The sequence below is a fragment of the Streptomyces sp. 2-1 genome, assembly GCF_048564895.1.
Classification (GTDB): Bacteria; Actinomycetota; Actinomycetes; order Streptomycetales; family Streptomycetaceae; genus Streptomyces; species Streptomyces phaeochromogenes.
This window is the reverse complement of the sequence record NZ_CP183383.1, coordinates 6263509-6286670: the sequence shown is the minus strand read 5'-3', so window position 1 is coordinate 6286670 and position 23162 is coordinate 6263509. Positions and strand designations below refer to the sequence as shown.

At 71.2% G+C, this 23162-nt stretch carries 18 protein-coding genes; 10 read left to right on the top strand and 8 right to left on the bottom strand.

Translation table 11 applies throughout. The features are described 5' to 3' along the window. The first annotated feature begins 65 nt into the window (after positions 1 to 65). The 3 genes from ACN20J_RS27915 to ACN20J_RS27905 all read left to right on the top strand — a co-directional run bounded on the left by ACN20J_RS27915 (position 66) and on the right by ACN20J_RS27905 (position 4218). Positions 66 to 1229 carry a 4-hydroxybenzoate 3-monooxygenase gene (locus ACN20J_RS27915; protein ID WP_419668967.1) on the top strand — a complete coding sequence of 388 codons (1164 nt, stop codon included), beginning with the start codon at positions 66 to 68 and terminating at the stop codon, positions 1227 to 1229. Positions 1230 to 1383: 154 nt separating this feature from the next. Next, positions 1384 to 3102: a methyltransferase gene (locus ACN20J_RS27910; protein WP_419667048.1), complete on the top strand. Its 1719-nt coding sequence runs from the start codon at positions 1384 to 1386 to the stop codon at positions 3100 to 3102. A gap of 123 nt (positions 3103 to 3225) precedes the next feature. Then, complete coding sequence (locus ACN20J_RS27905) at positions 3226 to 4218, top strand: aldo/keto reductase (protein WP_361918351.1); 993 nt, start codon at positions 3226 to 3228, stop codon at positions 4216 to 4218. A 220-nt stretch (positions 4219 to 4438) separates the two neighbouring features. On the opposite strand, the gene thpR is transcribed toward ACN20J_RS27905, so the two are convergent. Then, the gene (gene thpR / locus ACN20J_RS27900) at positions 4439 to 5023 is read right to left on the bottom strand and encodes an RNA 2',3'-cyclic phosphodiesterase (RefSeq protein ID WP_419667047.1); all 585 of its coding nucleotides are present in this window, start codon (positions 5021 to 5023) and stop codon (positions 4439 to 4441) included. A gap of 84 nt (positions 5024 to 5107) precedes the next feature. On the opposite strand from thpR, the gene ACN20J_RS27895 reads away from it, so the two are divergent. Then, a complete protein-coding gene (locus tag ACN20J_RS27895) occupies positions 5108 to 5869 on the top strand; it encodes a DUF4239 domain-containing protein (RefSeq protein ID WP_419667046.1) in 762 nt (253 codons plus the stop codon). A gap of 59 nt (positions 5870 to 5928) precedes the next feature. On the opposite strand, the gene ACN20J_RS27890 is transcribed toward ACN20J_RS27895, so the two are convergent. Together ACN20J_RS27890 and ACN20J_RS27885 are read right to left on the bottom strand one after the other, a co-directional pair. Beyond that, a complete protein-coding gene (locus ACN20J_RS27890) occupies positions 5929 to 7278 on the bottom strand; it encodes an MFS transporter (protein WP_307888522.1) in 1350 nt (449 codons plus the stop codon). A gap of 60 nt (positions 7279 to 7338) precedes the next feature. Beyond that, positions 7339 to 7776 (bottom strand): MarR family winged helix-turn-helix transcriptional regulator, encoded by a 438-nt coding sequence (locus ACN20J_RS27885; protein WP_055616675.1) that lies wholly within the window; start codon positions 7774 to 7776, stop codon positions 7339 to 7341. A gap of 155 nt (positions 7777 to 7931) precedes the next feature. Between ACN20J_RS27885 and ACN20J_RS27880 the strand changes: the two genes are divergently transcribed. Continuing rightward, positions 7932 to 8114, top strand: a complete 183-nt coding sequence (locus tag ACN20J_RS27880) for a hypothetical protein (RefSeq protein WP_055616674.1) — start codon at positions 7932 to 7934, stop codon at positions 8112 to 8114. Between the two features lie 54 nt (positions 8115 to 8168). On the opposite strand, the gene ACN20J_RS27875 is transcribed toward ACN20J_RS27880, so the two are convergent. After that, the gene (locus ACN20J_RS27875; protein WP_419667045.1) at positions 8169 to 9620 is read right to left on the bottom strand and encodes an NCS2 family permease; all 1452 of its coding nucleotides are present in this window, start codon (positions 9618 to 9620) and stop codon (positions 8169 to 8171) included. A 187-nt stretch (positions 9621 to 9807) separates the two neighbouring features. On the opposite strand from ACN20J_RS27875, the gene ACN20J_RS27870 reads away from it, so the two are divergent. Continuing rightward, positions 9808 to 10089 (top strand): DUF2530 domain-containing protein, encoded by a 282-nt coding sequence (locus ACN20J_RS27870; protein WP_189836868.1) that lies wholly within the window; start codon positions 9808 to 9810, stop codon positions 10087 to 10089. Positions 10090 to 10200: 111 nt separating this feature from the next. After that, complete coding sequence (locus ACN20J_RS27865; protein ID WP_419667044.1) at positions 10201 to 12603, top strand: HAD-IC family P-type ATPase; 2403 nt, start codon at positions 10201 to 10203, stop codon at positions 12601 to 12603. Positions 12604 to 12943: 340 nt separating this feature from the next. Here the strand turns inward: ACN20J_RS27865 and ACN20J_RS27860 are convergent, their stop codons facing one another. The 4 genes from ACN20J_RS27860 to ACN20J_RS27845 all read right to left on the bottom strand — a co-directional run bounded on the left by ACN20J_RS27860 (position 12944) and on the right by ACN20J_RS27845 (position 19658). Continuing rightward, a complete protein-coding gene (locus tag ACN20J_RS27860; protein ID WP_189836866.1) occupies positions 12944 to 13873 on the bottom strand; it encodes a hypothetical protein in 930 nt (309 codons plus the stop codon). Between the two features lie 186 nt (positions 13874 to 14059). Then, entirely contained in the window at positions 14060 to 14839 is a 780-nt protein-coding gene (locus ACN20J_RS27855) for a calcium-binding protein (protein WP_189836865.1), read from the bottom strand. A 233-nt stretch (positions 14840 to 15072) separates the two neighbouring features. Continuing rightward, complete coding sequence (locus ACN20J_RS27850; RefSeq protein WP_419667043.1) at positions 15073 to 18219, bottom strand: sacsin N-terminal ATP-binding-like domain-containing protein; 3147 nt, start codon at positions 18217 to 18219, stop codon at positions 15073 to 15075. A gap of 515 nt (positions 18220 to 18734) precedes the next feature. Continuing rightward, positions 18735 to 19658, bottom strand: coding sequence for a DUF3027 domain-containing protein (locus ACN20J_RS27845; RefSeq protein WP_361918330.1), 924 nt, complete (start codon positions 19656 to 19658; stop codon positions 18735 to 18737). Between the two features lie 488 nt (positions 19659 to 20146). On the opposite strand from ACN20J_RS27845, the gene ACN20J_RS27840 reads away from it, so the two are divergent. The 3 genes from ACN20J_RS27840 to ACN20J_RS27830 all read left to right on the top strand — a co-directional run bounded on the left by ACN20J_RS27840 (position 20147) and on the right by ACN20J_RS27830 (position 23115). Further along, entirely contained in the window at positions 20147 to 21568 is a 1422-nt protein-coding gene (locus ACN20J_RS27840; RefSeq protein WP_189836862.1) for an MFS transporter, read from the top strand. Positions 21569 to 21839: 271 nt separating this feature from the next. Then, positions 21840 to 22328 (top strand): hypothetical protein, encoded by a 489-nt coding sequence (locus ACN20J_RS27835; protein WP_189836861.1) that lies wholly within the window; start codon positions 21840 to 21842, stop codon positions 22326 to 22328. 19 nt (positions 22329 to 22347) lie between these two features. Next, complete coding sequence (locus ACN20J_RS27830) at positions 22348 to 23115, top strand: futalosine hydrolase (RefSeq protein WP_419667042.1); 768 nt, start codon at positions 22348 to 22350, stop codon at positions 23113 to 23115. The last annotated feature ends 47 nt before the right edge of the window (positions 23116 to 23162 follow it).

The window sequence follows — 23162 nt, the reverse complement described above, 5'->3', positions numbered from 1 at the left end:
ACTTAATATCTGGTTCCGTGACAGACGGGAAGAGTCGGCGGCGACCGGCCGAAAACGCGACCGATGTGGTCGTCCTCGGGGCCGGGCCGGCCGGGCTCGTGCTCGGTAACGTCCTTGTGGACCGGGGGATCGACTGCGTCGTCCTGGAGCGGGCCGAGCGCGCGCAGGTGCAGACGCGGGCACGGGCCGGGTTCCTGGCCGCCAACACCGTGCGGATCCTGGAGGAGCACGGTCTCGCCGAGGGGCTGCGGCGGCGCGGGCAGATGCACAGCACCTGCGAGTTCCGTACCGAGGACGGCCGGTTCCGGCTGGACTACAGCGGGCTCGGGCAGCGGGAGCAGCACACCGTCTACCCCCAACAGGAGCTGGTGACGGACCTGTTGACGCGGTTCCTGGCACGCGGCGGACAGATCCGTTTCGGCACCGAGGCCGTGGCCGTGCGCGACGCCGACAGTGAGCGGCCGGAAGTGGCCGTGCGTGAGGCCGACGGGCGGCCCGGGCTGTGGCGGGCTCGGTACGTGGCCGGCTGCGACGGGCGGCACGGCGCGGCCCGGCGTTCGCTGCCGGCCGGCACGGTCCGCCACCACCGCGATCACGGCGTCACCTGGCTCGGTCTGCTCGCCGAGGCGCCGCCCAGTCTGGACGCCGTCGGATACGCGGCGCACGAGCGCGGGTTCGCCGGGCACATGGCCCGCACCAGCGAGGTCACCCGCTACTACCTGCAGTGCGAGCGCGGCACCCCGGCCGACGCCTGGTCCGAGGAGCGGATCTGGGACGAGCTGGAACTGCGGATGCGGGCACGGGAGTACGGCCCGCTGCGCCGCGGGCGGATCGTGCAGCGTTCCGTCGTCGACCTGGAGTCCGACGTGCTCGAACCGCTGCGCCACGGCGCGCTGTTCCTCGTGGGTGACGCCGCCGGTCTGATCAGCCCGTCCGCCGCGAAGGGCGCCAATCTGGCGGTCCTCGAAGCGGCGGTCCTGGCCGAGGCCTTGATCGACGACCTCGTCGTTGGGGACTCCAAAGGCCTCGACGCCTACTCGGCGCGGTGTCTGACGCACATCTGGCGTGCGCAGGAGTTCTCGCACTGGATGATCGGGCTGCTGCACGGCCCGTCCGGCGCGGACGGCGAGTCGCTGTTCCACAACTCCCTGCGCCGCTCCCGCCTCACCTCGCTGCGCACCTCACGCAGCCACCAGGACTGGTTCGCCGAGCACTACGTCGGCGTATAGCCGCGTCACCTCCCCGAACCCGGCGCCCCTGAGCCCGCACCCACGGCCCCGCACCCACGTCCACCCCGTACACCCCGTACACCCGCACGCGTAACACCGGCACGCGTACGTCCGTATGCGTGCATCCGAACCCCGGAATGAGGATCCCCCCGCAATGATCACGACATTGTCGGGCGATACGTCCCGCCTGCGCGCGACGGTCGACTTCGTCAAGGAACAGGACACCGCCACGCTGCTCCGGCTCCTGCTTCCCGGGCTCGACGGCCCGGAGCTGCGGGCCCTGGCGGAGCGCTGCGGCTTCTCGCACGCGGCGCTGCTCGTCTTCCCGCCCGACGAGGCGGCGCTGGACGCCACGCTCGCCGACTGCGGGCTCGTCGCGGACGCGCCGCCGCGGCCGAGTGTCATCGTGCGCGAGCGTCTCGCCGTACGGCACAAGCGGAGTGCGGCGGAGCTCGACGTCGGCATCCTGCGCCCCGCGGTGGTGTGCCGGGACGGGGCGCGGCGCTGGGTCGAGGTGTTCACGCTGACCGTGCCGCCGGCCTCGGACCTCGACACGGTCGCCGCGTACGAGCGGGAGCGGCAGCACGAGGCGCATGTCGCCTTCGAGGTCGAGACGCCGGACCCGCTGGTGCTGCGCGGCCTGTGCGCGGCCTTCGGGCGGTACGGCGCCGTGCCGGACGGCGGCGGCTACAACCCGCACGAGAACGGCACGGTGTTCTACTTCACCGCGCCCGCCGAGGCCAAGGCCGGCTACCGGCGCGTGGAGCTGTACGTCCCCGGCGACCACCGTGACGTCCTCGCCGCCCACCTCGACGAGCACCGCGCGCGCCAGCCCGCCGAGACCCTGCTGCGCCTGCTGACCGGGGCGTGGACGACACAGGCCCTGGCCGCGTTCGTACGCCTCGACGTGGCCGACGCGATGGACGGGAACGCGATGGACGGGAAACGGGCCGTCGGCGTGGCCGAACTGGCGCGGGACGTCGGTGCCTCCGCACCGAACCTGGCCACCCTGCTGCGCTATCTCGCCATGCTGGGCGTGGTGAGCGAGGACCGCGACGGTTTCCGGCTCACGGACACCGGCACCCTGCTGCGCGCGGACGCCGAGGGGTCGATGCGGGCGCTGGCGCTGATGTACGGGGGACCGTTCTACGAGTCCTTCGCCGGGCTCGACCACACCGTGCGCACCGGACAGGTCGCCTTCGAGCAGCGCTTCGGCGAGAACCACTTCGACCACTTCGCCCGTGATCCCGAACTCGCCGAACTCTTCGACCGGTCGATGGCCGCCGGTTCACGGATGTTCGACCCGCTGCCCGCCCACCCGGTCCTCACCGCGGCGGCGGCCGAAGGGGCCACCGTGGTCGACATCGCGGGCGGCAACGGGGAGTTGCTCGGACGAATCCTTTCCGCACACCCCCGCCTGCACGGCGTCCTCCTCGAACGCCCGCACACCGTCGAGACCGCCCGCCGCCTCCTCGGCGCGGCCGGCCACACGGAGCGGTGCGCCTTCAGGGCGGGCGACTTCGCGGACGTACCCGCGGGCGCCGACGTGTACGTCCTGTCGCGCGTCCTGCACGACTGGGACGACGACCGCTGCCGCGAGATCCTGCGCCACTGCGCCCGTGCGATGACCGACACCGCCGATCTGCTCGTCGTCGAACGCGTCCTGCCCGCCGACGGCTCGGCCTCGCTGGCCACGGCATGGGACCTGCACATGATGTGCAACGTCGGAGGCCGCGAACGGCGCGCCGACCACTACGCCCGGCTGTTCGCCGACGCGGGCCTCACCCTGGTGGACCGCACACCACTGCCCCTGGACGGCAGCGTGCTGCACGTCCGCAGGACCGGGCCGGCTGAGACCGGATCCAAGGTCTAGGAGTCGAGCTCCTCCATGCGCACACGCGGGGCGGGCGCCCGCCCCGCGTGTGCGCATGACCGGCCGGGCGTGTCCCCGGACCGGTGTTGCCTAGAGCGCACTCCACGACGTTGGCTATGAGCCATGAAGTACACGCAGCTGGGACGCACAGGACTCAAGGTCAGCCGACTCGTGCTCGGGACCATGAACTTCGGTCCGCAGACCGACGAGGCCGACAGCCACGCGATCATGGACGCGGCGCTGGACGCGGGGATCAACTACTTCGACACCGCCAACGTGTACGGCTGGGGCGAGAACAAGGGCCGTACCGAAGAGATCATCGGCAACTGGTTCGCCAAGGGCGGCGAGCGGCGCGACAAGGTCGTGCTCGCCACCAAGGTGTACGGGAACATGGCCGCCGACGGCGACGCCTGGCCCAACCACGACAAGCTCTCCGCGGTCAATATCCGGCGGGCCGTCGACGCCAGCCTCAAGCGGCTCCAGACCGACTACATCGACATCTACCAGTTCCATCACGTCGACCGCCGCACTCCCTTCGAGGAGATCTGGCAGGCCATCGACGTACTCGTACAGCAGGGCAAGATCCTGTACGTCGGGTCCTCCAACTTCCCCGGCTACAAGATCGCCCAGGCCAACGAGATCGCCGCCAGGCGCGGCGGCACCATCGGCCTCGTCAGCGAGCAGTGCCTCTACAACCTCGCCGAGCGCCGCGCCGAGATGGAGGTCATTCCGGCCGCGCAGGAGTACGGGCTCGGCGTCATCCCGTGGTCCCCGCTGCACGGCGGTCTGCTCGGCGGGGTCATCAAGAAGGAGGTCGAGGGCGGGCGTCGGGCGAGCGGCCGGGCCGCCGCAGCCCTCGCCGACACCGCCATCCGCGCGCAGGTCCAGTCGTACGAGGACCTGCTCGACAAGCACGGCGTCGAGCCCGGCGAGGCCGCCCTGGCCTGGCTCCTCACCCGCCCCGGCGTCACCGGCCCGATCGTCGGCCCCCGCACCGCCGAGCAACTGGACTCAGCCCTGCGCGCCCTCGAACTGAACCTGACCGACGACCTGCTGACCGGCTTGGACGAAATCTTCCCGGGCCCGGGCCCGTCTCCGGAGGCCTTCGCCTGGTAGCACCGGGCAGGGAAGCGCCCCCATAGGGGCGCGGGGAACTGCGCAACAGCCACAACGGGCCCGCAGCCGCACAACCCTCCGCAGCACAACAACGGTGGCGGCCGGTCACCTACCGACGGCCGCCGCCATCGCCACCACAACGAACATCATCACAAGCACCCCGGCCATGATCCGGTTACGCGTCTTCGGGTCCACGCCCCCGAGCCTAACCGCCCCTCCCTCAGCCACCCCCGGCGAGGGGTCCGCCGAGGGCCCACCGCCCGTACACCTCGTACCGCGGCTGCTCCCCCGGCACCCCCGAGGCAGGCAGCCAACTCCGCATCAGACACAGCTCACCGACCGTCCACCCCCGCCCTTCGAACCCGTCCAGCACAGCCACATACGGCGTGAAGTCCGTCTCCTCCCGGCTCCGCGCCAGCGTGAGATGCGGCCGGTACCGCCGGTGCTCCTCCCGCTCCACCCCGGCCTTGCGCCCCGCCGCCCCCGCCCGCTCGGCGAGCAGCCGCAACGTCCGTACGTCCCCCGCGGCGCCCGCCCACAACGCGCGGCCCCCGAAACGGCCGCCGCCCCGCAGGGACAGGGAGAAGGGGTCCGTCCGCCGCGCCACGCGTTCCAGGCGGGCCGACAGATCCGGTACGAGCTCGTCGTCGACCTCTCCGTAGAACGCGAGCGTGAAGTGCCAGCCGGGCCGGCCCGTCCAGCGCAGCCCGTGGCCGGCCCCGGGAAGGTTCCTCAACTCCTCGACCACCGAGGCGAGTTCGGCGGTCACGTTCTCCGGGGGCAGCACGGCGGCGAAGAGTCTCATGGCGTCACCCTTCCAGGGAATGGATCACCCGGCACACGGCCCCACACCATGGATGTGCACACGTCTACGGGGGGGGACGTCCACATGCCGGTGCTCGGGCTCTTGCTGATCATGGTGTGTTCGGCCGCGGCGACGGCCCTCGTCTTCGTGGTCGCCCGCGTCGTGCCGATCGCGCGGCGGAAGGCGCACAACGACGTCCTCGGGTTCGTGTACGCGGAGATCGGCGTGATCTACGCCGTGGTGCTCGCGATGGTCGTGGTGGGGGTCTGGGACACCAGGTCGCAGGCCCACGAGAACACGTACACGGAGACGAACGCGCTGCTGCAGATCGCCTGGTACGGCCGTACGCTCCCGGCGCCGGACGGCGACCGCCTCGGCGGGCTCACCGAGCGGTACACGCGGACGGTGATCGACGACGAGTGGCCGCTGATGGGTGAGCAGCGCGACGCCGCCCCGGCCTGGACGTTGTTCACCGAGATCCGCGAGACGGTGAACACCGCCGAGCCGGACACTCTCGCCGACCAGGCGCGCTACGACGTCGCGCTCGAAGCGGTCGCCCAGCTCGGCGACGCGCGCCGGGAGCGGGTGAACGAGGCCGCGACGGCGGGAGTGCCGGACCTGCTGTGGGCGGTGCTGCTCATCGGCGCCGCGGTCAACATCGGCTTCGTCTTCCTCTTCGGGATGGAGAGCCTGCGCGCCCACGGAGGCGTGGCGTTCGCCCTCGTCCTCACCGTGGGCGTCATGCTCCTCATCGTCTATGAGTTCAACTACCCGTTCAGCGGGCCGCTGAAGGTCGAGCCGACGGCCTTCCGCCTCGCCCTGGAGCGGATACGGGCCATCGCCTAGGCCGACCGGCGGCCACTGACCACCACGGACCACCACCGACAGGGCCGGGCCCCGTCGGTCTAGGCGGCGGTCGCCAGTGCCCGTTCCCTCGGGACGAAGCGGACCTGCGGATGGCCGCGGTGCCAGCCCACCGACAGGCGCAGTCCGCCCACGCGGGCCAGCGCCAGGCCGACGGTGACCGCGGCGAGGGCCGAGACCACTCCGCCGATGGCGAAGCCGATCCGGGGGCCGTAGGCGTCCGTGATCCAGCCGACCACGGGCGCCCCCAGTGGCGTACCGCCCATGAAGACCATCATGAACAGGGCCATGACCCGGCCGCGCATGGCCGGGTCGGTGCCCATCTGGACCGCGGTGTTCGCCGTGACGTTGACGGTCAGGCCGGCGATCCCGATCGGGACCATGAGGAGGGCGAACAGCCAGTAGGACGGGGCCAGGGCGGCCACGATCTCCAGGACACCGAAGGCGACGGCGGCCGCGACCAGCACGCGTGCCCGGGCCGTGCCACGCCGGGCGGCCAGGAGCGCGCCCGCTAGCGACCCGACGGCCATCAGCGTGTTGAAGAGGCTGTACGCGCCGGCTCCGGCGTGGAAGACGTCGTCCGCGTAGGCCGAGAGCCAGACCGGGAAGTTGAAGCCGAAGGTGCCGATGAAGCCGACGAGGATGATCGGCCACATCAGGTCGGGGCGGCCGGCGACATAGCGCAGGCCCTCGCGGAGCTGGCCCTTGCCGCGCGGGGTGCGCTCGACCTGGTTCAGCTCGCGGGAGCGCATCAGGAGCAGACCGGCGAGGGGCGCGATGAACGACAGGCCGTTGAGCAGGAACGCCCAGCCCGTGCCGACGCTCGTGATGAGCAGGCCCGCGACGGCGGGGCCGACGAGACGGGCGGACTGGAAGTTGGCGGAGTTGAGGCTGACCGCGTTCTGCAGCTGGTCGGGGCCGACCATCTCGGAGACGAAGGACTGCCTGGCCGGGTTGTCGATCACCGTGGCGAGGCCGACGGCGAAGGCGGCGACGTAGACGTGCCAGACCTGGACGTGGCCGGAGAGGGTCAGGAAGGCGAGCGCGAGGCCGGTGAGGCCCATGGCGCTCTGGGTGGCCAGCAGCGTCGGGCGCTTGGGGAGGCGGTCCACGAGGACACCGCCGTAGAGGCCGAAGAGCAGCATCGGCAGGAACTGCAGGGCCGTGGTGAATCCGACGGCGGCGGAGGAGCCGGTGAGGCTGAGGACCAGCCAGTCCTGGGCGATGCGCTGCATCCAGGTGCCGGTGTTGGAGACGACCTGGCCGGTGAAGAACAGCCGGTAGTTCCTGATCTTCAGCGAGCTGAACATCGAGGAGCGGGGCTTGGGAGCGGATGGGGAGTTGTGGGCGGCAGGTGCGGGGGCGGAGTCTGCTCCGGGTCCCGTACTCAACGGCGTTCGCCTCCTTGGACGGGGGTGGGTTCGGTGCGCGCGGCGTGCCGGTGCGCGCGGTTACAGATGTGCGAGCTTCTCCAGGACGGGGGCGGCCTCGCGGAGCTTCGCCCAGTCGTCCTCATCGAGGCCGTCGACCAGTCCGGCCAGCCACGCGTTCCGCTTGCGGCGGCTCTCGTCGAGCATGGCCTCGGCCCGCTCGGTCTGCGTGACGACCTTCTGGCGCCGGTCCTCGGGGTGCGGCTCCAGCTTGACCAGGCCCTTGGCCTCCAGGAGCGCCACGATGCGGGTCATCGAGGGCGGCTGCACATGCTCCTTGCGGGCGAGCTCGCCCGGGGTGGCCGTGCCGCAGCGGGCGAGGGTGCCGAGCACCGACATCTCGGTCGGGCTCAGCGACTCGTCGACCCGCTGGTGCTTGAGTCGACGTGACAGGCGCATCACGGCGGATCGCAGGGAGTTCACGGCGGCAACGTCGTCGCCATGGGTCAGGTCAGGCATGTTCCTTAGAATAACTCATTACTCTCGCTAAAGACCACCCGAGTGCACGCCTGATGCCCGTGAAACGGGCCACTGACGCATTTCATCACTCATACGAGTGAGACCGCTCCGGAAAGTGACCCGAGGGGCGGCCGGATACGGCAACCCTCGACCGCATGGGGACCAGTGTGCTCAGCCTGCGGATAGACGGGGAGCTGCTCGATCGGCTCCGGCACCATGCGGCCAAACGGGGAATGAGCGTCCAGGACTACGTCGTCCGGACGCTCGTACGCGACGACTTCGACGAGCGGTTCCAGACCGCGGTCGAGGAGACGGAAAAGTTCTACGGGGTCACGTGAGCCCGGGAGCCCGAACGCTCCGCGGGGTCACGTGAGCCCCCGGTACATCCGGGCTCAGGTCAGGCCCAGCGCCGGCATCAGGTAGTAGAAGACGAACACCGCAGACACCACGTACATCGCGACCGGTACGTCCCGCCCGCGCCCTGCCGCCAGCCGCAGCACGACGAACGTGATGAAGCCCATGCCGATGCCGTTCGTGATCGAGTACGTGAACGGCATCATCAGCATCGTCACGAACGCCGGGATCGCGATGGTGAGGTCGCTCCAGTCGATCTGCCGGATCGAGCCGGCCAGGATCAGGAAGCCGACCGCGAGCAGCGCGGGCGTGGCGGCCTGGGACGGGACCATCGAGGCGACGGGGGTCAGGAACAGCGCGACACCGAAGAGCGCGCCGGTGACGACGTTCGCGAAACCGGTGCGCGCGCCCTCACCGACGCCCGCCGTGGACTCCACGAAGCAGGTGGTCGCGGAGGACGAGGTGGCGCCGCCCGCGGCGACCGCGATGCCGTCGACGAAGAGCACCTTGTTGATGCCCGGCATGTTGCCGTCCTTGTCGGTCAGCTTCGCCTCGTCGCCGACGCCCATGATCGTGCCCATCGCGTCGAAGAAGCACGACAGCAGCACGGTGAAGACGAACAGCACACCGGTCAGTACGCCGACCTTGCCGAAGCCGCCGAAGAGGCTGACCTGCCCGACGAGCCCGAAGTCGGGGCTGGCGACCGGGTTGCCGGGCCACTTCGGGGTGGTCAGACCCCAGGAGGGCACCGTGGCGACGGCGTCGATGACGAGCGCGACGACGGTCATGGCGACGATCGAGATCAGGATCGCGCCCGGCACCTTGCGCACGATGAGCGCGAGCGTGAGGAGCGTGCCGAGCACGAAGACCAGGACGGGCCAGCCGTCGAGGTGACCGGTCCCGCCGAGCTGCAGCGGCACGGTCGTCTGGGCGGCGTCCGGGATGCGCGAGACGAAGCCCGAGTCGACGAGTCCGATCAGCATGATGAACAGGCCGATACCGATCGCGATGCCCTTGCGCAGGCCGAGCGGCACGGCGCTCATCACGCGCTCACGCAGACCGGTGGCGACGAGCAGCATCACCACGAATCCCGCGAGCACCACCATGCCCATGGCGTCCGGCCAGGACATCCGGGGCGCGAGCTGGAGCGCGACGACGGTGTTCACGCCGAGACCGGCGGCGAGCGCGATCGGTACGTTGCCGATGACGCCCATCAGGAGCGTGGTGAACGCCGCCGTCAGCGCGGTCGCGGTGACCAGCTGGCCGTTGTCCAGCTGGTGTCCGTACATGTCCTTCGCGCTGCCCAGGATGATCGGGTTCAGCACGATGATGTAGGCCATCGCGAAGAAGGTGGCGAAACCGCCACGGATCTCGCGCGACAGCGTGCTGTCGCGCTCCGAGATCCGGAAGTAGCGGTCGAGCGCGCCGGAGCCGGACCGTGGGTCCGGCTGCTTGGGCGCGGAGGCCTTGGCGGGGGCCGAGGTGGGCATGCGGGGACCTCATCGCCGGCGGACATCCCCGATGTCCATGTGGCGTTTCGTTATTTGGCGTTTCATACGAACGGAAGTGGCCAGAAGCAAACAGTTTCAGTATGAACATACGTCACGGAGAGCGCTATCTCCGCGCGTAGACATGACCGACCGCGCATGGTCCTGATCACCTCGTAAGCTGTCCCCCATGGCTGGGTTTTTTTCGGGATCCCCGAAACACGAGGCGCCGGAGCCCCTGGAGGGTCCCGTGGTCGCCACCATCACGGGTGGCACGATCCTCTGGTTCGTCCTCTTCCTGGCACAGCTCCCCTTCTACAACTGGTTCGACGACCACGGACACCTGTGGTGGCTCTGGACCTGCCTGGCCGGCGCGGGCCTCGGCCTGATCGGCATCTGGTACGTACGGGGCCGCGAAGCGGCACTCAAGCGGGACGAAGCGGCACAGCCTGAGCAACCGGTCACGGAGTAGCAACTTCCGCGAAGGTCCGTACAACCACAGCACCATCCCGGGTCCTCCCCTGGTCGGATCTTTGCCGCACTCGGCGGGTGAAGCCGTATATCCCCCCGTACCGTCGGATGCATGACGCACATCGACGCGGGCGCCGAACTCGACCCTGTGCATCCCCACCCCATACCCGCCCCCGCGCCGAGGGCGGTGGGCCTCACCGCGGCCGAGGTCGCCGAGCGGGTGGCGCGGGGCGAGGTCAACGACGTACCCGTGCGCAGCAGTCGCTCCACGGCCGACATCGTCCGGGCGAACGTCTTCACCCGGTTCAACGCGATCATCGGCGTCCTCTGGCTGATCATGATGTTCGTCGCGCCGTTCCAGGACAGCCTGTTCGGCTATGTGATCCTCGCGAACACCGGGATCGGCATCATCCAGGAGCTGCGTGCGAAGAAGACCCTGGACTCGCTGGCGGTGATCGGCGAGGCGCGGCCGACCGTCCGCAGGGACGGGGTCGCCGCCGAGGTCGGCACCTCCGAGATCGTGCTCGGGGATCTCATCGAGATCGGGCCGGGCGACAAGATCGTCGTGGACGGCGAGTGCGTCGAGGCCGACGGTCTGGAGATCGACGAGTCGCTGCTCACCGGTGAGGCGGACCCGGTCGTCAAACAGCCCGGCGACCAGGTGATGTCGGGCAGCTTCGTGGTGGCGGGCGGCGGCGCGTTCACCGCGACGAAGGTGGGGCGCGAGGCGTACGCGGTGCAGCTCGCCGAGGAGGCGAGCCGCTTCACGCTCGTCCACTCCGAGCTGCGGACCGGTATCTCCACGATCCTCAAGTACGTGACGTGGATGATGATCCCGGCCGCGATCGGCCTGGCCATCACCCAACTCGTCGTCAAGAACGACGACTTCAAGGCCTCCATCGCCCGCGCCGTCGGCGGCATCGTGCCCATGGTCCCGGAGGGGCTGGTCCTCCTCACCTCCGTCGCCTTCGCGATCGGCGTCATCCGGCTTGGCCGGAAACAGTGCCTCGTCCAGGAGCTTCCAGCCATCGAGGGCCTCGCCCGCGTCGACACGGTCTGCCTCGACAAGACGGGCACGCTGACCGAGGGCGGCATGGACGTCACCGAACTGCGGCCGCTGGGCGGCAGCGACGAGTCGTACGTACGTAAAGTGCTGGGCGCCCTCGGGGAGTCGGACCCACGGCCGAACGCCTCGCTCCAGGCGATCATCGACGCCTACCCGGACGACAAGGACTGGCGCTGCGTCGAGTCGCTGCCCTTCTCCTCCGCGCGCAAGTACAGCGGGGCGTCCTTCAACGAAGGCGACGGCGGGACGAGTACGTGGCTGCTGGGCGCCCCGGACGTGCTGCTGCCGTCCGAGGACCCGGCGCTCGCCGAGACCGAGCAGCTCAACGAGCAGGGGCTGCGGGTGCTGCTGCTGGCCCGGGCCGACAAGGACCTCGACGATCCGCTGGTCCAGGAGGGCGCCCGGCCGACCGCGCTCGTCGTCCTGGAGCAGCGGCTGCGGCCCGACGCGGCGGACACGCTGCGGTACTTCGAGGAGCAGGACGTACGGGCCAAGGTCATCTCCGGCGACAACGCGGTGTCGGTCGGCGCGGTCGCCGCCAAGCTCGGGCTGTCCGGCGCCACGGTGGACGCGCGACGGCTGCCCACCGAGAAGGAGGCGATGGCCGAGGCGCTGGACGAGGGGACGGTGTTCGGGCGCGTCACGCCGCAGCAGAAGCGGGACATGGTGGGCGCCCTCCAGTCGCACGGCCACACCGTCGCGATGACCGGCGACGGCGTCAACGACGTGCTCGCCCTCAAGGACGCCGACATCGGGGTCGCGATGGGGTCCGGGTCCGAGGCCACCCGGGCCGTCGCCCAGATCGTGCTGCTGAACAACAGCTTCGCGACCCTGCCGTCCGTCGTCGCCGAGGGGCGACGGGTCATCGGGAACATCACGCGGGTCGCGACGCTGTTCCTCGTGAAGACGGTGTACTCGGTACTGCTCGCGGTGATGGTGGTGTGCTCGCAGGTCGAGTACCCCTTCCTGCCGCGGCACCTGACCCTGCTGTCGACGCTGACCATCGGTGTTCCGGCGTTCTTCCTCGCCCTGGCACCCAACAAGGAACGGGCTCGGCCCCACTTCGTGCGGCGGGTGATGCGGTACTCGATTCCGGGCGGGGTCGTCGCGGCGGTCGCCACGTTCGCCACGTATCTGCTCGCTCGTCACCACTACACGGGGGAAGGGGCGTTGGACGCCGAGACCAGTGCGGCGACCTTGACCTTGTTCCTGATCGCGATGTGGGTCCTTGCGATCATCGCGCGGCCGTACACCTGGTGGCGGGTGGGGCTCGTTGCCGCGATGGGGCTCGGGTTCCTCATCGTGCTCGTCGTGCCGTGGCTCCAGGAGTTCTTCGCACTCAAACTGGTCGGGACCACCATGCCGTGGGCCGCCGTCGGCATCGCGGTGGTGGCTTCGGCCGCATTGGAGCTCGTGTGGAGGTGGGTGGACCTCCGCTTTCCCGCGTAGGGGGTGGGTGTGCTGGTCGCGCAGTTCCCCGCGCCCCTGGGGGGTGAGGGCGGGCGTGGGTTGTCGGGTGCGGCTCGGTCGGTGTTACTCGCGCAGTTCCCCGCGCCCCTGAAAAGCGGGGCTGCGCCCCTGGCTTTTCGCCTTTAGGGGCGCGAGGAACCGCGCACTCAGCCGAAACTCACCCGCACCCGACAACCCACGCCCACCCCACTCACCTCAGGGGCGCGGGGAACTGCGCACTCAACACCGACCGAGCCGCACCCACAACACACCCCCGCCCCAACGCCACCGGCCCCACACCCGTCAGGGCATGGGGCCGGTGGTCGGCGAGGCGGGACGGCTACTGCACGTCGATGAAGTCGCCCGCGGCCTTGACGGCCGGGGTGGTCGTCGTGCCCGCGAAGTTGTAGCGGAAGTACCCGTCGGCAGCAGCCTTGACGGTGGTCTTCAGGGCACCGGCCGAACCGGACTTGACCGTCTTGACGTCCACGTACGTGGACGTGCCCTTCTTCTTGAACTGGAGCTTCACCGACTGGACGGTGTAACCCGCGTACTTGTTGGTCTCCCAGTTGGCCCGCGTCAGGTTGCCCTTGACCGTGATGGTCTTGCCCTTCTTCACGGGCTCGGGCGACGCGTTGACGGTCAGCTTGGAGAACCGCTGGACCTTGGTCGTGCCGGCCTTGGCGACCTCGGCGTAACCGACCTTGGTGATGTCGAAGTCCTCGGCGGACGGGTCCTGGCCGTTGAAGGCGATGGCGTAGGCGTTGGCGTTCCACGTACCGGCGTCGGAGTTGAGCAGCTCCTCCTCGCCCGGACGGACGTCGATCGTGCCCTTGCAGGACGCGACGGTGGTGGAGACCGGCGTGCAGGTCGGGTACAGGTCGCCGAACAGGTAGTTGTCCGGCGACTCGTAGGAACCGCGGTAGATCTCCAGGTCGACGACGAAGTCGGCCGCGGCGATGTCCACGTCGGCGGCGTGCGTCAGCGTGAACGTCGTCGGGACGGTGACCTGCTTGCTGGTGCCGGCGACGATCGCCTTGCCGCCGTTGACCTTCACGTTCGAGAAGCTCGCGTCGAGGGCGTACGGCGCGTCGGCCTCGGCGGCGGCGATACGGGCGCCGCTCTTGCCGGAGGCGGCGTGGGCGGAGTCGAGCACCTTCGCGACGTCCGCGCGCGAGATGGCGGAGTCGTCGGCCTGCGCGGCCGGAACGGCGAAGGCGGAGAGAGCCAGGGCGCCGGTGACGGCGGCCACGGTGGCACGTATGCGCATGCGTTCCCCTGATGGAGAAAGGGCCCCGGACGGCATTCGTCCTCACGTCGGGGCCGAAGTGATCAAGAGTCTGTTGACCCGAGTGATCAGATGCGTGACGGGGGTGAATGGTTGTACGCGAGGTGAATCTTTTGCGTACACGTGACCAAGGTCATCATCACCACTCACCCCCACACACCCGAGGGTCTACTGCACGTCGATGAAGTCACCCGCGGCCGCGACCGCCGGAGTCGTCGTCGTACCCGCGAAGTTGTAGCGGTAGTAGCCGTCGACCGAGGCCGTGACCGTGGTCTTCAGGGCGCCGGCCGAGCCGGACCTGACCGACTTGACGTCCTTGTAGGTCGTCGTGCCCTTCTTCTTGAACTGGAGCTTCACCGACTGGGAGGTGTAGCCCGCGTACCGGCCCGTGTCCCAGTTGGCACGGGTCAGGTTGCCCTTGACCGTGATGGTCTTGCCCTTCTTCACGGGCTCGGGCGAGGCGTTGACGGTCAGCTTGGAGGCGCGCTTGACCTTGAAGCCCTTGGCGTTGTCCTTCTGGACGAAGTCGGCGTCGACGCCCGCGGCGAGCGCCCAGACCTTCCAGCCGCCGGCCACCGAGTTGATCAGGTTGGCGCCGGACTCGAGGGTGAAGCTCGACTTGCAGGTCGAGGTCGTGGCGTTGACCTCGGTGCAGGTGGCCCGCAGGTCGCTGCTGTTGGCGACGGCACCGCTGTCGGACGACTCGATGTCCGCGCCGTGGTACAGGATCGCCTGGGCCCAGTCGATGCCCGAGTCGTCCGTGGCGGTGAAGGAGACCGTGAAGGTCTTCTTCCCGGTCGCGCCGCCGACGACGTCCTTGCCGCCGTTGACCACGACGTTCGAGATCTTGGTGTCGCCCGCCGAGTCGTCGGCCTGGGCGGCCGGTACGGCGAGGACGGACAGGGCCAGGGCACCGGTGACGACGCCCAGGGTGGCACGAATACGCATGCGTTCCCCACGTGGAGAGGGACCTCGCGGCGAAGCCATGTCACGCGAGGTCCGGTCATTGAGACTGCGGAGCCCGAGGGCTCGCGGTGATCAGATCCACGAGGGGAACGAATGGTTGTACGAGTTGTGAACTTCTGGTGACTATGTTGCCCAGATCACATCAGTGGCCCCGGGCGCCTCAGTCGAACCAGCGGCCCCGGAGCCCTCTGCCGCACATCCGGCACGACGGCCCCTCAGTCGAACCAGCGGTCCCGTGCCAGTTCCTCCGTCCTGGACGGGTCCTCCAGCAGGGCGCCGACCTCGAAGCGGCGGGGCCACTGCCCGGCCGCCCAGGCGAGGCCCGCGGCGACGCCCTCCACGGTGGCGGCGTGCAGCACGCCGTCGCGGGTGCGGCGCCAGTCGATTTCGGTGTCGTCGACGAAGAGCTCCTCGTGCTCGACGTACGTCGTGGGGGTCGAGGGGCCCAGCAGAACCCGTACGGACTCCGGGACGTCGTGTTCGACGCCCTCGCTGGTGACCTCGCCGGTCACCGACTCGCTCAGCCGCCGGACCTGGAACAGCTCGGCGAGGTCGCCGGCGCGGGACGGGCTGACGGGGAGCAGCGGGGTGCCGGTGGTGAAGGGCAGCAGGTCGGGTGAGTCGACGACCACGGCGTCGGCCGCGTCCACGACGGTCACCCGGCCGTCCACCACGGCCCGCAACTCGTCGGGCAGGGTGACCTGTTCGGGGTCGAGGTCGGCCAACGCGCTGTAGAGGGCGTGCAGTTGGGCCGAGGTGACCTCGCGGTCGGGGTCGGCGAGGCGGTCGAGGAGTTCGGCGGCCCCGCCCGGTTCGGCGAGGAGGGCGGCGACGGAGGTGCGGACGCCGAGGGCTCGCAGGACCTGCTCGTCGTTGAAGCCGGTGGCGTCGGCGGCGTCGTACAGGCCGTGCAGGAGCGGGTCGCCGCCCTCGGCGCGCAGGCCGGCCGGGCGGCGGCCGTCGAGAACCGGGTTCCCGCGCAGCCACCAGGCGGTGTACGGGCGGACGATCTCGTGCGTCCCGTCGGGCAGCAGGATGCGGACCGGCTGGGTGAGGGCGTCCCGCAGCGGCGGGCGGGAGAGCAGGGCGAGGGCCTCGGGCCAGCGGTCCTCGTCCACCAGGTCGAGGTCCCGTACGGCGACGAGCTCCGTGGCGACGGGCGGCACCGGCGAGTCGGGCAGCCGGTCCAGCACGTCCTCGCACCACACGTCCACGGCGTCGAGGAGCCCCGCGTCGTCGGGCTCGGCGAACTCCCCTTCCCGCGGCTCCAGTTCGTCGGGGTCGAGAACCACGTCCGTGGCGCGTACGAGGGTGAAGTTGGCCAGCACCCCGCAGGCGGCGAGCGGCTGTTCGCCCCAGCGCTCGGCCAACTCGGAGTCCACGGAGGCGAGTTCGTCCTCGCGCATCACCTGGGCGAACGGGCTGCCGGGCAGGACGAGTTCACCGGCCGGGGCGAGTTCGCCCTCCTCGTCGGGGAGGGCGAGGGCGCCGAGCCAGGGTTCGTCGCCGGGTTCGAGGCGCGCGTCGCGGACGAGCGCGAGGACGGTGTCGGCCAGCTCCTCGGCGTCCGGGGCGTCCTCGTCCCAGGCGCCGCCGTCGTCGTCGAGGGAGGCGGCGACGGCCGCGCGGACCTGCGGGGTGGTGAGGACGGCGCGCGGGGTGGCGGGCAGGGCGCCCAGCTTCTCCAGGAGCGGATGGGCGGCGTCCGGGTGGGCGACCTTGAGGCCGAGGCGGGCGAGGCGCACGAGGGCCTCGGGGGCGGCCCGCTCACCGTCCGCGGCGGGCAGCAGGACCTGCCGGGGCCCGATCGTCGTACGCCCGTCCGCGAGCGGCACCGGGAGGCCGGTCAGCCGGTCCGGGTCGACGCCGGCGAGGCTGTCGTAGAGCCGCCGCCACCACCGCGGGTCCTTCTCCAGTCCGGCGAGCCGGTCGATCGCCTCGGTCAGCGGCACACGCGCGACGCCCAACGTCCGCAGCTCCGCCCGCCGTTCGAGCCCGGCGGGCAGCAGGCTGGGCAGCACCTCGGCGAGGACCTGCACGGTCTCGGCGCCCGCCCCCTCCACGACCTCTGCGTCGCGGGGCCGCAGGGCCTCCGGCAGGTCGGAGTCGTCCTCGTCGTCGCCGGTCGGCTCGACCGCGGGCGGCAGGAAGGCGGTACGCGGCAGCCGGTCGAGGATCGCCTGACGCAGCGTCCCGTCGAGCTCACCCTTGCCGAGCGAGCCCGGCACGAGACCGATGATCCCGGTGGTCACCGGCCGCCAGTCGGCCAGCAGTCCGGCGTACGCGTCCGCCGCGCGCTGCATCAGGAAGTCGGTCAGCGGGCCGGGGGCGGCGTGCCGGCGGGTGGTGTCGAGCGGGAGCGAGGCGATGAGCAGCGCGGGCACGCCGAGGGGCTCGTCGCTGGGCGTGGGCGCGTGTACGACGGGGCTGGTGCGGGGCTTGGCCGGGGTGCCGTCGGCGTCGACCGGGACGGCCCAGGTGACCGACCAGTGGGGGCGCAGCCGCTCCTCGACGGGCCGGTCGGCGAGCAGCGCGGGCTCCAGGGAGCCGTGCGCGGAGACGGTACGCCAGCGGGTCGTACCGTCGCGGGAGTCCTCGACGACCACATCGCCGCTCTCCGCGTCGGTGCGGCGCCGGATGGTCCGTACGCTCCCGTCCCCGCCCTCGACGACGACTTCCTCCAACCCCGGCAGGGCCAGCAGCAGCGCGTCGTCGACACCTTCGAGGAGCCGCCCGGCGAGATCCTCGGCCGCCGCGTCCCGCAGCGGCAGGATCACGACGCTGTCGTACGAGTCCGGGGCGGTGCCCTCGGCCGCGAACGGCAGCCGGAGCAGCGGCACATGACCGTCTCGGCGCCGCAGTTCGTCGCCGAGACCGGGGCTGTGGCGGGCGATGTCGGTGGCGAGTTCGCGGGCCTCGACGAGAGACCAGCGGACGCCTCCGTGCCGCCCCACGAGGGCGGGTTCGTCGGTCACGGCGAGCACGGCCGCGAAGCCGACGCCGAAGCGGCCGACCGCGCTGTCGGTGTCGTCCCGCTTGGCGGAGGCGCGCAGCGTGGAGAGCGACTCGACGCCCGTCGCGTCCAGCGGGGCGCCGGTGTTGGCGGCGACGAGGACGCCGTCGCGGAGGGTGAGCCTGAGCCGGCCGGGCACTCCGGCACGGGCGGCGGCGTCGGCGGCGTTCTGCGCGAGCTCGACCACCAGCCGGTCCCGGTATCCGCCGAGGACCAGGTCCTCCTCGGCGTTGGCGTCCTCGCGGAACCGCGCCGGGCTCGTCGCCCAGGCGTCCAGCACCCCGCGACGGAGCCGCGCCGTCCCGAACGGGTCCGCGCCCTCGGCGGCCGGCCGCACGAACTTGCTCACGGTCACTCTCCCTTACGTTGTACGGCCGCACGCGGTGGCTCGGTCGCGGCACGAAGGTACCGTGCGGGTCCCTTGCAGGGGGCTCGGCGGGGGGGTGGGTGCTTGGTGCGGGGGGCCTGGGGGTGGCTGCGCGGTTCCTCGCGCCCCTGGGTGGGGTGGGTGGCGGATGTCGTGGGTTCAGCGTCGGCCGGTGGGGGCGTTCGCGCAGTTCCCCGCGCCCCTGGGTGGGTGGAGTGGCGGATGTCGTGGGTTCACCGTGGGCCTGTGCGGGCGTTCGCGCAGTTCCCCGCGCCCCTGAAAAGCGGGGCTGCGCCCCTGGCTTTTCGCCTTCAGGGGCGCGAGGAACCGCGCACTCAGCCGAAACTCACCCGCACCCATGGAACCCACGCCCACCCCCACTCACCCAGGGGCGCGGGGAACTGCGCACTCAACTGAAACTCACCCGCACTCGACACCCCACGCCCACCCACGGCCGACCACAGGCACCCCGCACCCCACAGCGAGCCGGCGGCAGCCTAGGAGTGGCCGAACTCTGATGTGGGCTCGTCCGGGCCGATGGAGACGGAGCCCGAGTCCGGTGAGGGGCGCAGGGGGAAGGGGTCCACCCGGGTCTCGTCGATCACCGGCGGCGCCGGTCGGGGCGGTTTGGGCATGACCGCGGCTTCCGAGTGGCCGCCACACCCGTACGACAGAGACACCACACGCCCGTCCGCAGGCGAGAACTCATTGGCGCACAGCCCGAACGCCTGCCCGAGCGAGCCCCCGATGGGATTCAGGAACCCACAGCTGACGCACGTGGCGGGGGCGGCCTGGGCCATCGCCGTCTTGGGCCCGTACGACTCCTCCCAGCGGTCGGCGGCGACATGCAGCCCGTACCGCGACAGCACCCGCGCCCGCCGCATCCCGAGCTCCTCGGCGACGGAGGCGATCGACCCGCGGGTCGGCACGGCCGGCAGCGCGGCCGGCGTCCCGGCCGTGACGTCGGCGTCCTCCGCCTCCACGAGCTCGGCCATCTCCTCGGAGATCGGCGAGTTCGGCGCGGGCTCGTCCTCGCCGGAGAACCCCGCCTCCAGGCGCAGATCCTCCGCGTCCGTGGGCAGGAGGTCCCCCGGACCCATGTCCCCGGGCCGGAGCCGCTCGCTCCACGGCACCCACTCGGGGGCCTGCAGCGCGTCCGGTCCCGGCAGCAGAACCGTCTCGTCGAGGGTGACGAGCTTCGCCCGCGAGGCCCGCGCCACGGTCACGGCCCAGCGCCACCCGCGATAGCCCAGGTCCTTGCACTCGAAGAAGTGCGTGACGACGCGATCCCCTTCGCTGACCATCCCCGCGTGCTCGCCGACGACGCCTGGCACGGCGGCCTCCTCGGCGGCGGCCCGGGCGAGGTCGACGGCCTCGGCGCACAGACGGTCGGGGGTTCGGCTTCGCGTTGTCGCGCTCACAGGTATCGCTTCTCTCCTACGCCGTCTCACGAGTGCGCCGTCCCTCGACGGGGGTGCGGACGGAGCGGACCGGAGGGCCGCGTCGACGTCCGCGCCCGATCGCACTCGGGCGCACCTACGTCATCCATTCTGCGGGATGGCCGAGAGGCGCGCGGCCGAGAACAACCGCCGCGGGCGCGCTACGCACGCTACCGTCTCGTCGGCGCTTGGCCTACACCGCGGTCTCTTCGCGGCGCCTCGGCGTGGCCTTTGCCGGTTCCGCGATGGGCGCTTTGCCCGGTCCCGCGACGGCCGGCTCCAGGCACTCGCCAGGCGGTTCTTCGCCGTTCGGTGGCGAATCGGTGGCGAAATCTCGCCGGTCCGCCCTTCCGGAGCAGCCCCGCGATCCCCCGGAACCTGCCGCTCAGCGGCGAACTCACAGCGCCCACTCAGCCCCTATACGCGCGGTAACCGCGCTACATGGGCCGTTCTCGGGGCACTATTGCGGAGTGGCAGCCGCAAGGTCGCCCCATGGTGCCACCGGGATCGGTGGGGCCGGGGCCGGAGGAACGAGCGGATCGGGCCCGGTGCGCGGGGCCGTCCGTTCCGTCGGGCGTGCCCTGCACCTGCCGTTCACGGGGACGGCGAGGGGCATCAGAAAGGCGACACACGCGCACGGCGCGGGCGAGTCGGGCCTCGGCAAGCTGATCGAACTGCACGGGGTGAACGGCGCCGGCGACATGATGATCACCGTCGCACTCGCCTCCACGGTCTTCTTCTCGGTGCCGACGGACGAGGCCCGCGGGCGCGTGGCGCTCTACCTCGCGATCACGATGGCCCCGTTCGCACTCCTCGCCCCGGTCATCGGGCCGCTCCTGGACCGCCTCCCGCACGGCCGCCGCGCCGCGATGGCCGGCGCGTTCATCGCCCGCGCGTTCATGGCCCTGCTGCTGTCGAGCGCGGTCGTCACGGGCAGCATCGAGCTCTACCCGGCGGCCCTCGGCGTCCTGGTGGCGTCGAAGGCGTACGGCGTGGTCAGAAGCGCGGTGGTGCCCCGGCTGCTGCCGCCCGCCTTCTCCCTGGTGAAGGCGAACTCACGGGTCACGCTGGGCGGCCTCCTCGCCACCGGTGTGGCCGCCCCGATCGGGGCCGGGCTGCAGGCGCTCGGGCCGCGCTATCCGCTCTACGGCGCCTTCGTGATCTTCGTGGCGGGTACGTTCCTGTCGTTCCAGCTCCCGCACAAGGTCGACTCTGCCAAGGGCGAGGACAAGGCCCTGCTCGCCGCGGACGAGCAGCACCTGCACGGGCCGCACCTGAAACCGCCGAAGCGCCCGGGGCTGCGTACGGTCGGCACGGCGGTCACGCACGCGCTCGCCGCGAACGCGGCGCTGCGCTGTCTCTCCGGGTTCCTGATCTTCTTCCTCGCGTTCCTGCTGCGCGAGCATCCGCTGGCCGGTGCGAGTGCCGCGGTCTCGCTGGGGATAGTGGGTGTCTCGGCGGGCGCGGGCAACGCGCTCGGCACGGCGGTCGGGGCGGCGCTGAGAACCCGGTCCCCAGAGCTGATCATCGTGACGGTGATCGCGGTGGTGCTCGGAGTCGCGATCACGGCCGCGGTGTTCTTCGGGGTGATCCTCGTCGCGATACTGGCCGCGTTCGCCGGGTTCGCGCAGGCGCTGTCCAAGCTGTCGCTGGACGCGCTGATCCAGCGGGACGTGCCGGAACTGGTCCGGACGTCCGCGTTCGCCCGCTCGGAGACGATCCTGCAGATGGCGTGGGTGGTCGGTGGCGCGATCGGCATCGCGCTGCCGCTCTACGGAACGCTCGGCATGTCCGTGGCCGCCGGAATCGTCGCCGTCGGCTGGCTCACCACGGTCCGGGGCCTGCTGAGCGCGGCCCGCCGCGGGGGTCGACAGCACGCGCGGGTGGCGTGAGGGGCCCGGCCCTGAAGGGGCGCGGGGAACCGCGCAGTCTTTTGGTTTTCAGGGGCGCGGGGAACTGCGCAGTCTTTTGGCTTTTAGGGGCGCGGGGAACTGCGCAATCTTTTAGGGGCGCGGGGAACTGCGCGACCAGCCATGACGTGCCCGCACCTCTCGTCACGGACCCGCCACCCCAGAGCCCGTCCGGCGCTTGAGGACGAGGACGGCGCGCCGCGTACCCCACCCGCGTAGGTGGGGCGCCGGACCCGCCCGATAGCCTTCGGCCATGAGCTCCCAGCGTCCCCTCGCGCGCCGCCGCCGCGCCGTCGCCGCCGCAGGCGCCGTTTCCGCCGGACTTCTCGTCCTGTCCGCCTGTGACAAGCCGACGCCGATGGCCACCGTCACGATCGGCAACGACTCGGTCAGCACCGAGGCCGAGTGCTACAAGGACGGCGACAACATCGGCCGCGCGGAAGCCAGCAAGTGCGCCCTCAAGAAGGCCTCCGACACGATCAGCGTCCCGCAGGGCGAGACGCTGCGGATCGGTGTCGACCCGGAGATCGCGGACGAGGGCTGGGCCCTGTGGATCAACGGTCAGCGCGTCACCGACCCGTTCAAGAAGACGTACTACTCCTTCGAGGGCGTCGACCTCTTCGCGAGCCAGCAGGGCCAGCCCGCTCCGAAGACGCTGAACATCAGCATCGTCCAGCAGAACAAGGCCGACTCGAAGTTCGCGGGCGTCTGGAACTTCAAGCTCGAGAACGCCGACGCTTGAGCCGCCTGATCAGCCGCGCATGCGTGTCCTCGTAGCCACCGCGGTCCTCGTCGAACGGGACGCGGTGGCCGCGGCGTTCGCGCCCTCGGGCGCCCGGGAGTACGCGATTCCGGGGGCGACCCTGAGCCGGGTGGCGCCCCCGCAGGGCGGCCCCCTCGTCCTCGATCTGCTCGCCGCGGGCGTGGGCCCGGCGGCAGCCGCCGCGGCGACCGCGGCCGCGCTCACGGCAGCCGCCCTGGACGAACACACCGACGAACCGGCCGACACACAGACCTCCGGGCCGTACGACCTGGTCGTCTCCGCCGGTATCGGGGGCGGCTTCCAGCCCGGGGCGCCCGTCGGGTCGCTCGTCCTCGCCGACGAGATCACCGCGGCGGATCTCGGCGCCGAGACCGCGGACGGATTCGTCCCGGTCACCGAACTGGGCTTCGGCGCCGTCACCCACCATCCGCCGGAATCACTCGTACGAGCGGTCGCGGCCGTCACCGGAGCGCGTACCGGTGCTGTTCTCACCGTCAACACCGTGACCGGCAGCGCCGCACGCGCCGCCGAACTGCGCCGGCGCCATCCACGGGCGCTCGCCGAGGCGATGGAGGGGTTCGGGGTCGCGGAGGCGGCCACCGCGCACGGCGTGCCCGTGCTGGAACTCCGTGCCGTGTCCAACCCCGTCGGGCCCCGCGACCGTGCCGCCTGGCGGATCGGGGACGCCCTCGCGGCACTCACCGGGGCCTTCGGGAAGCTCGCGCCCGCATTGGAGAGTTGGAACCCACATGACCGCACTCAATGAGAATGAGAACGAGACCGGTGCCGACACCGACGCCAGTGTCGGCGTCG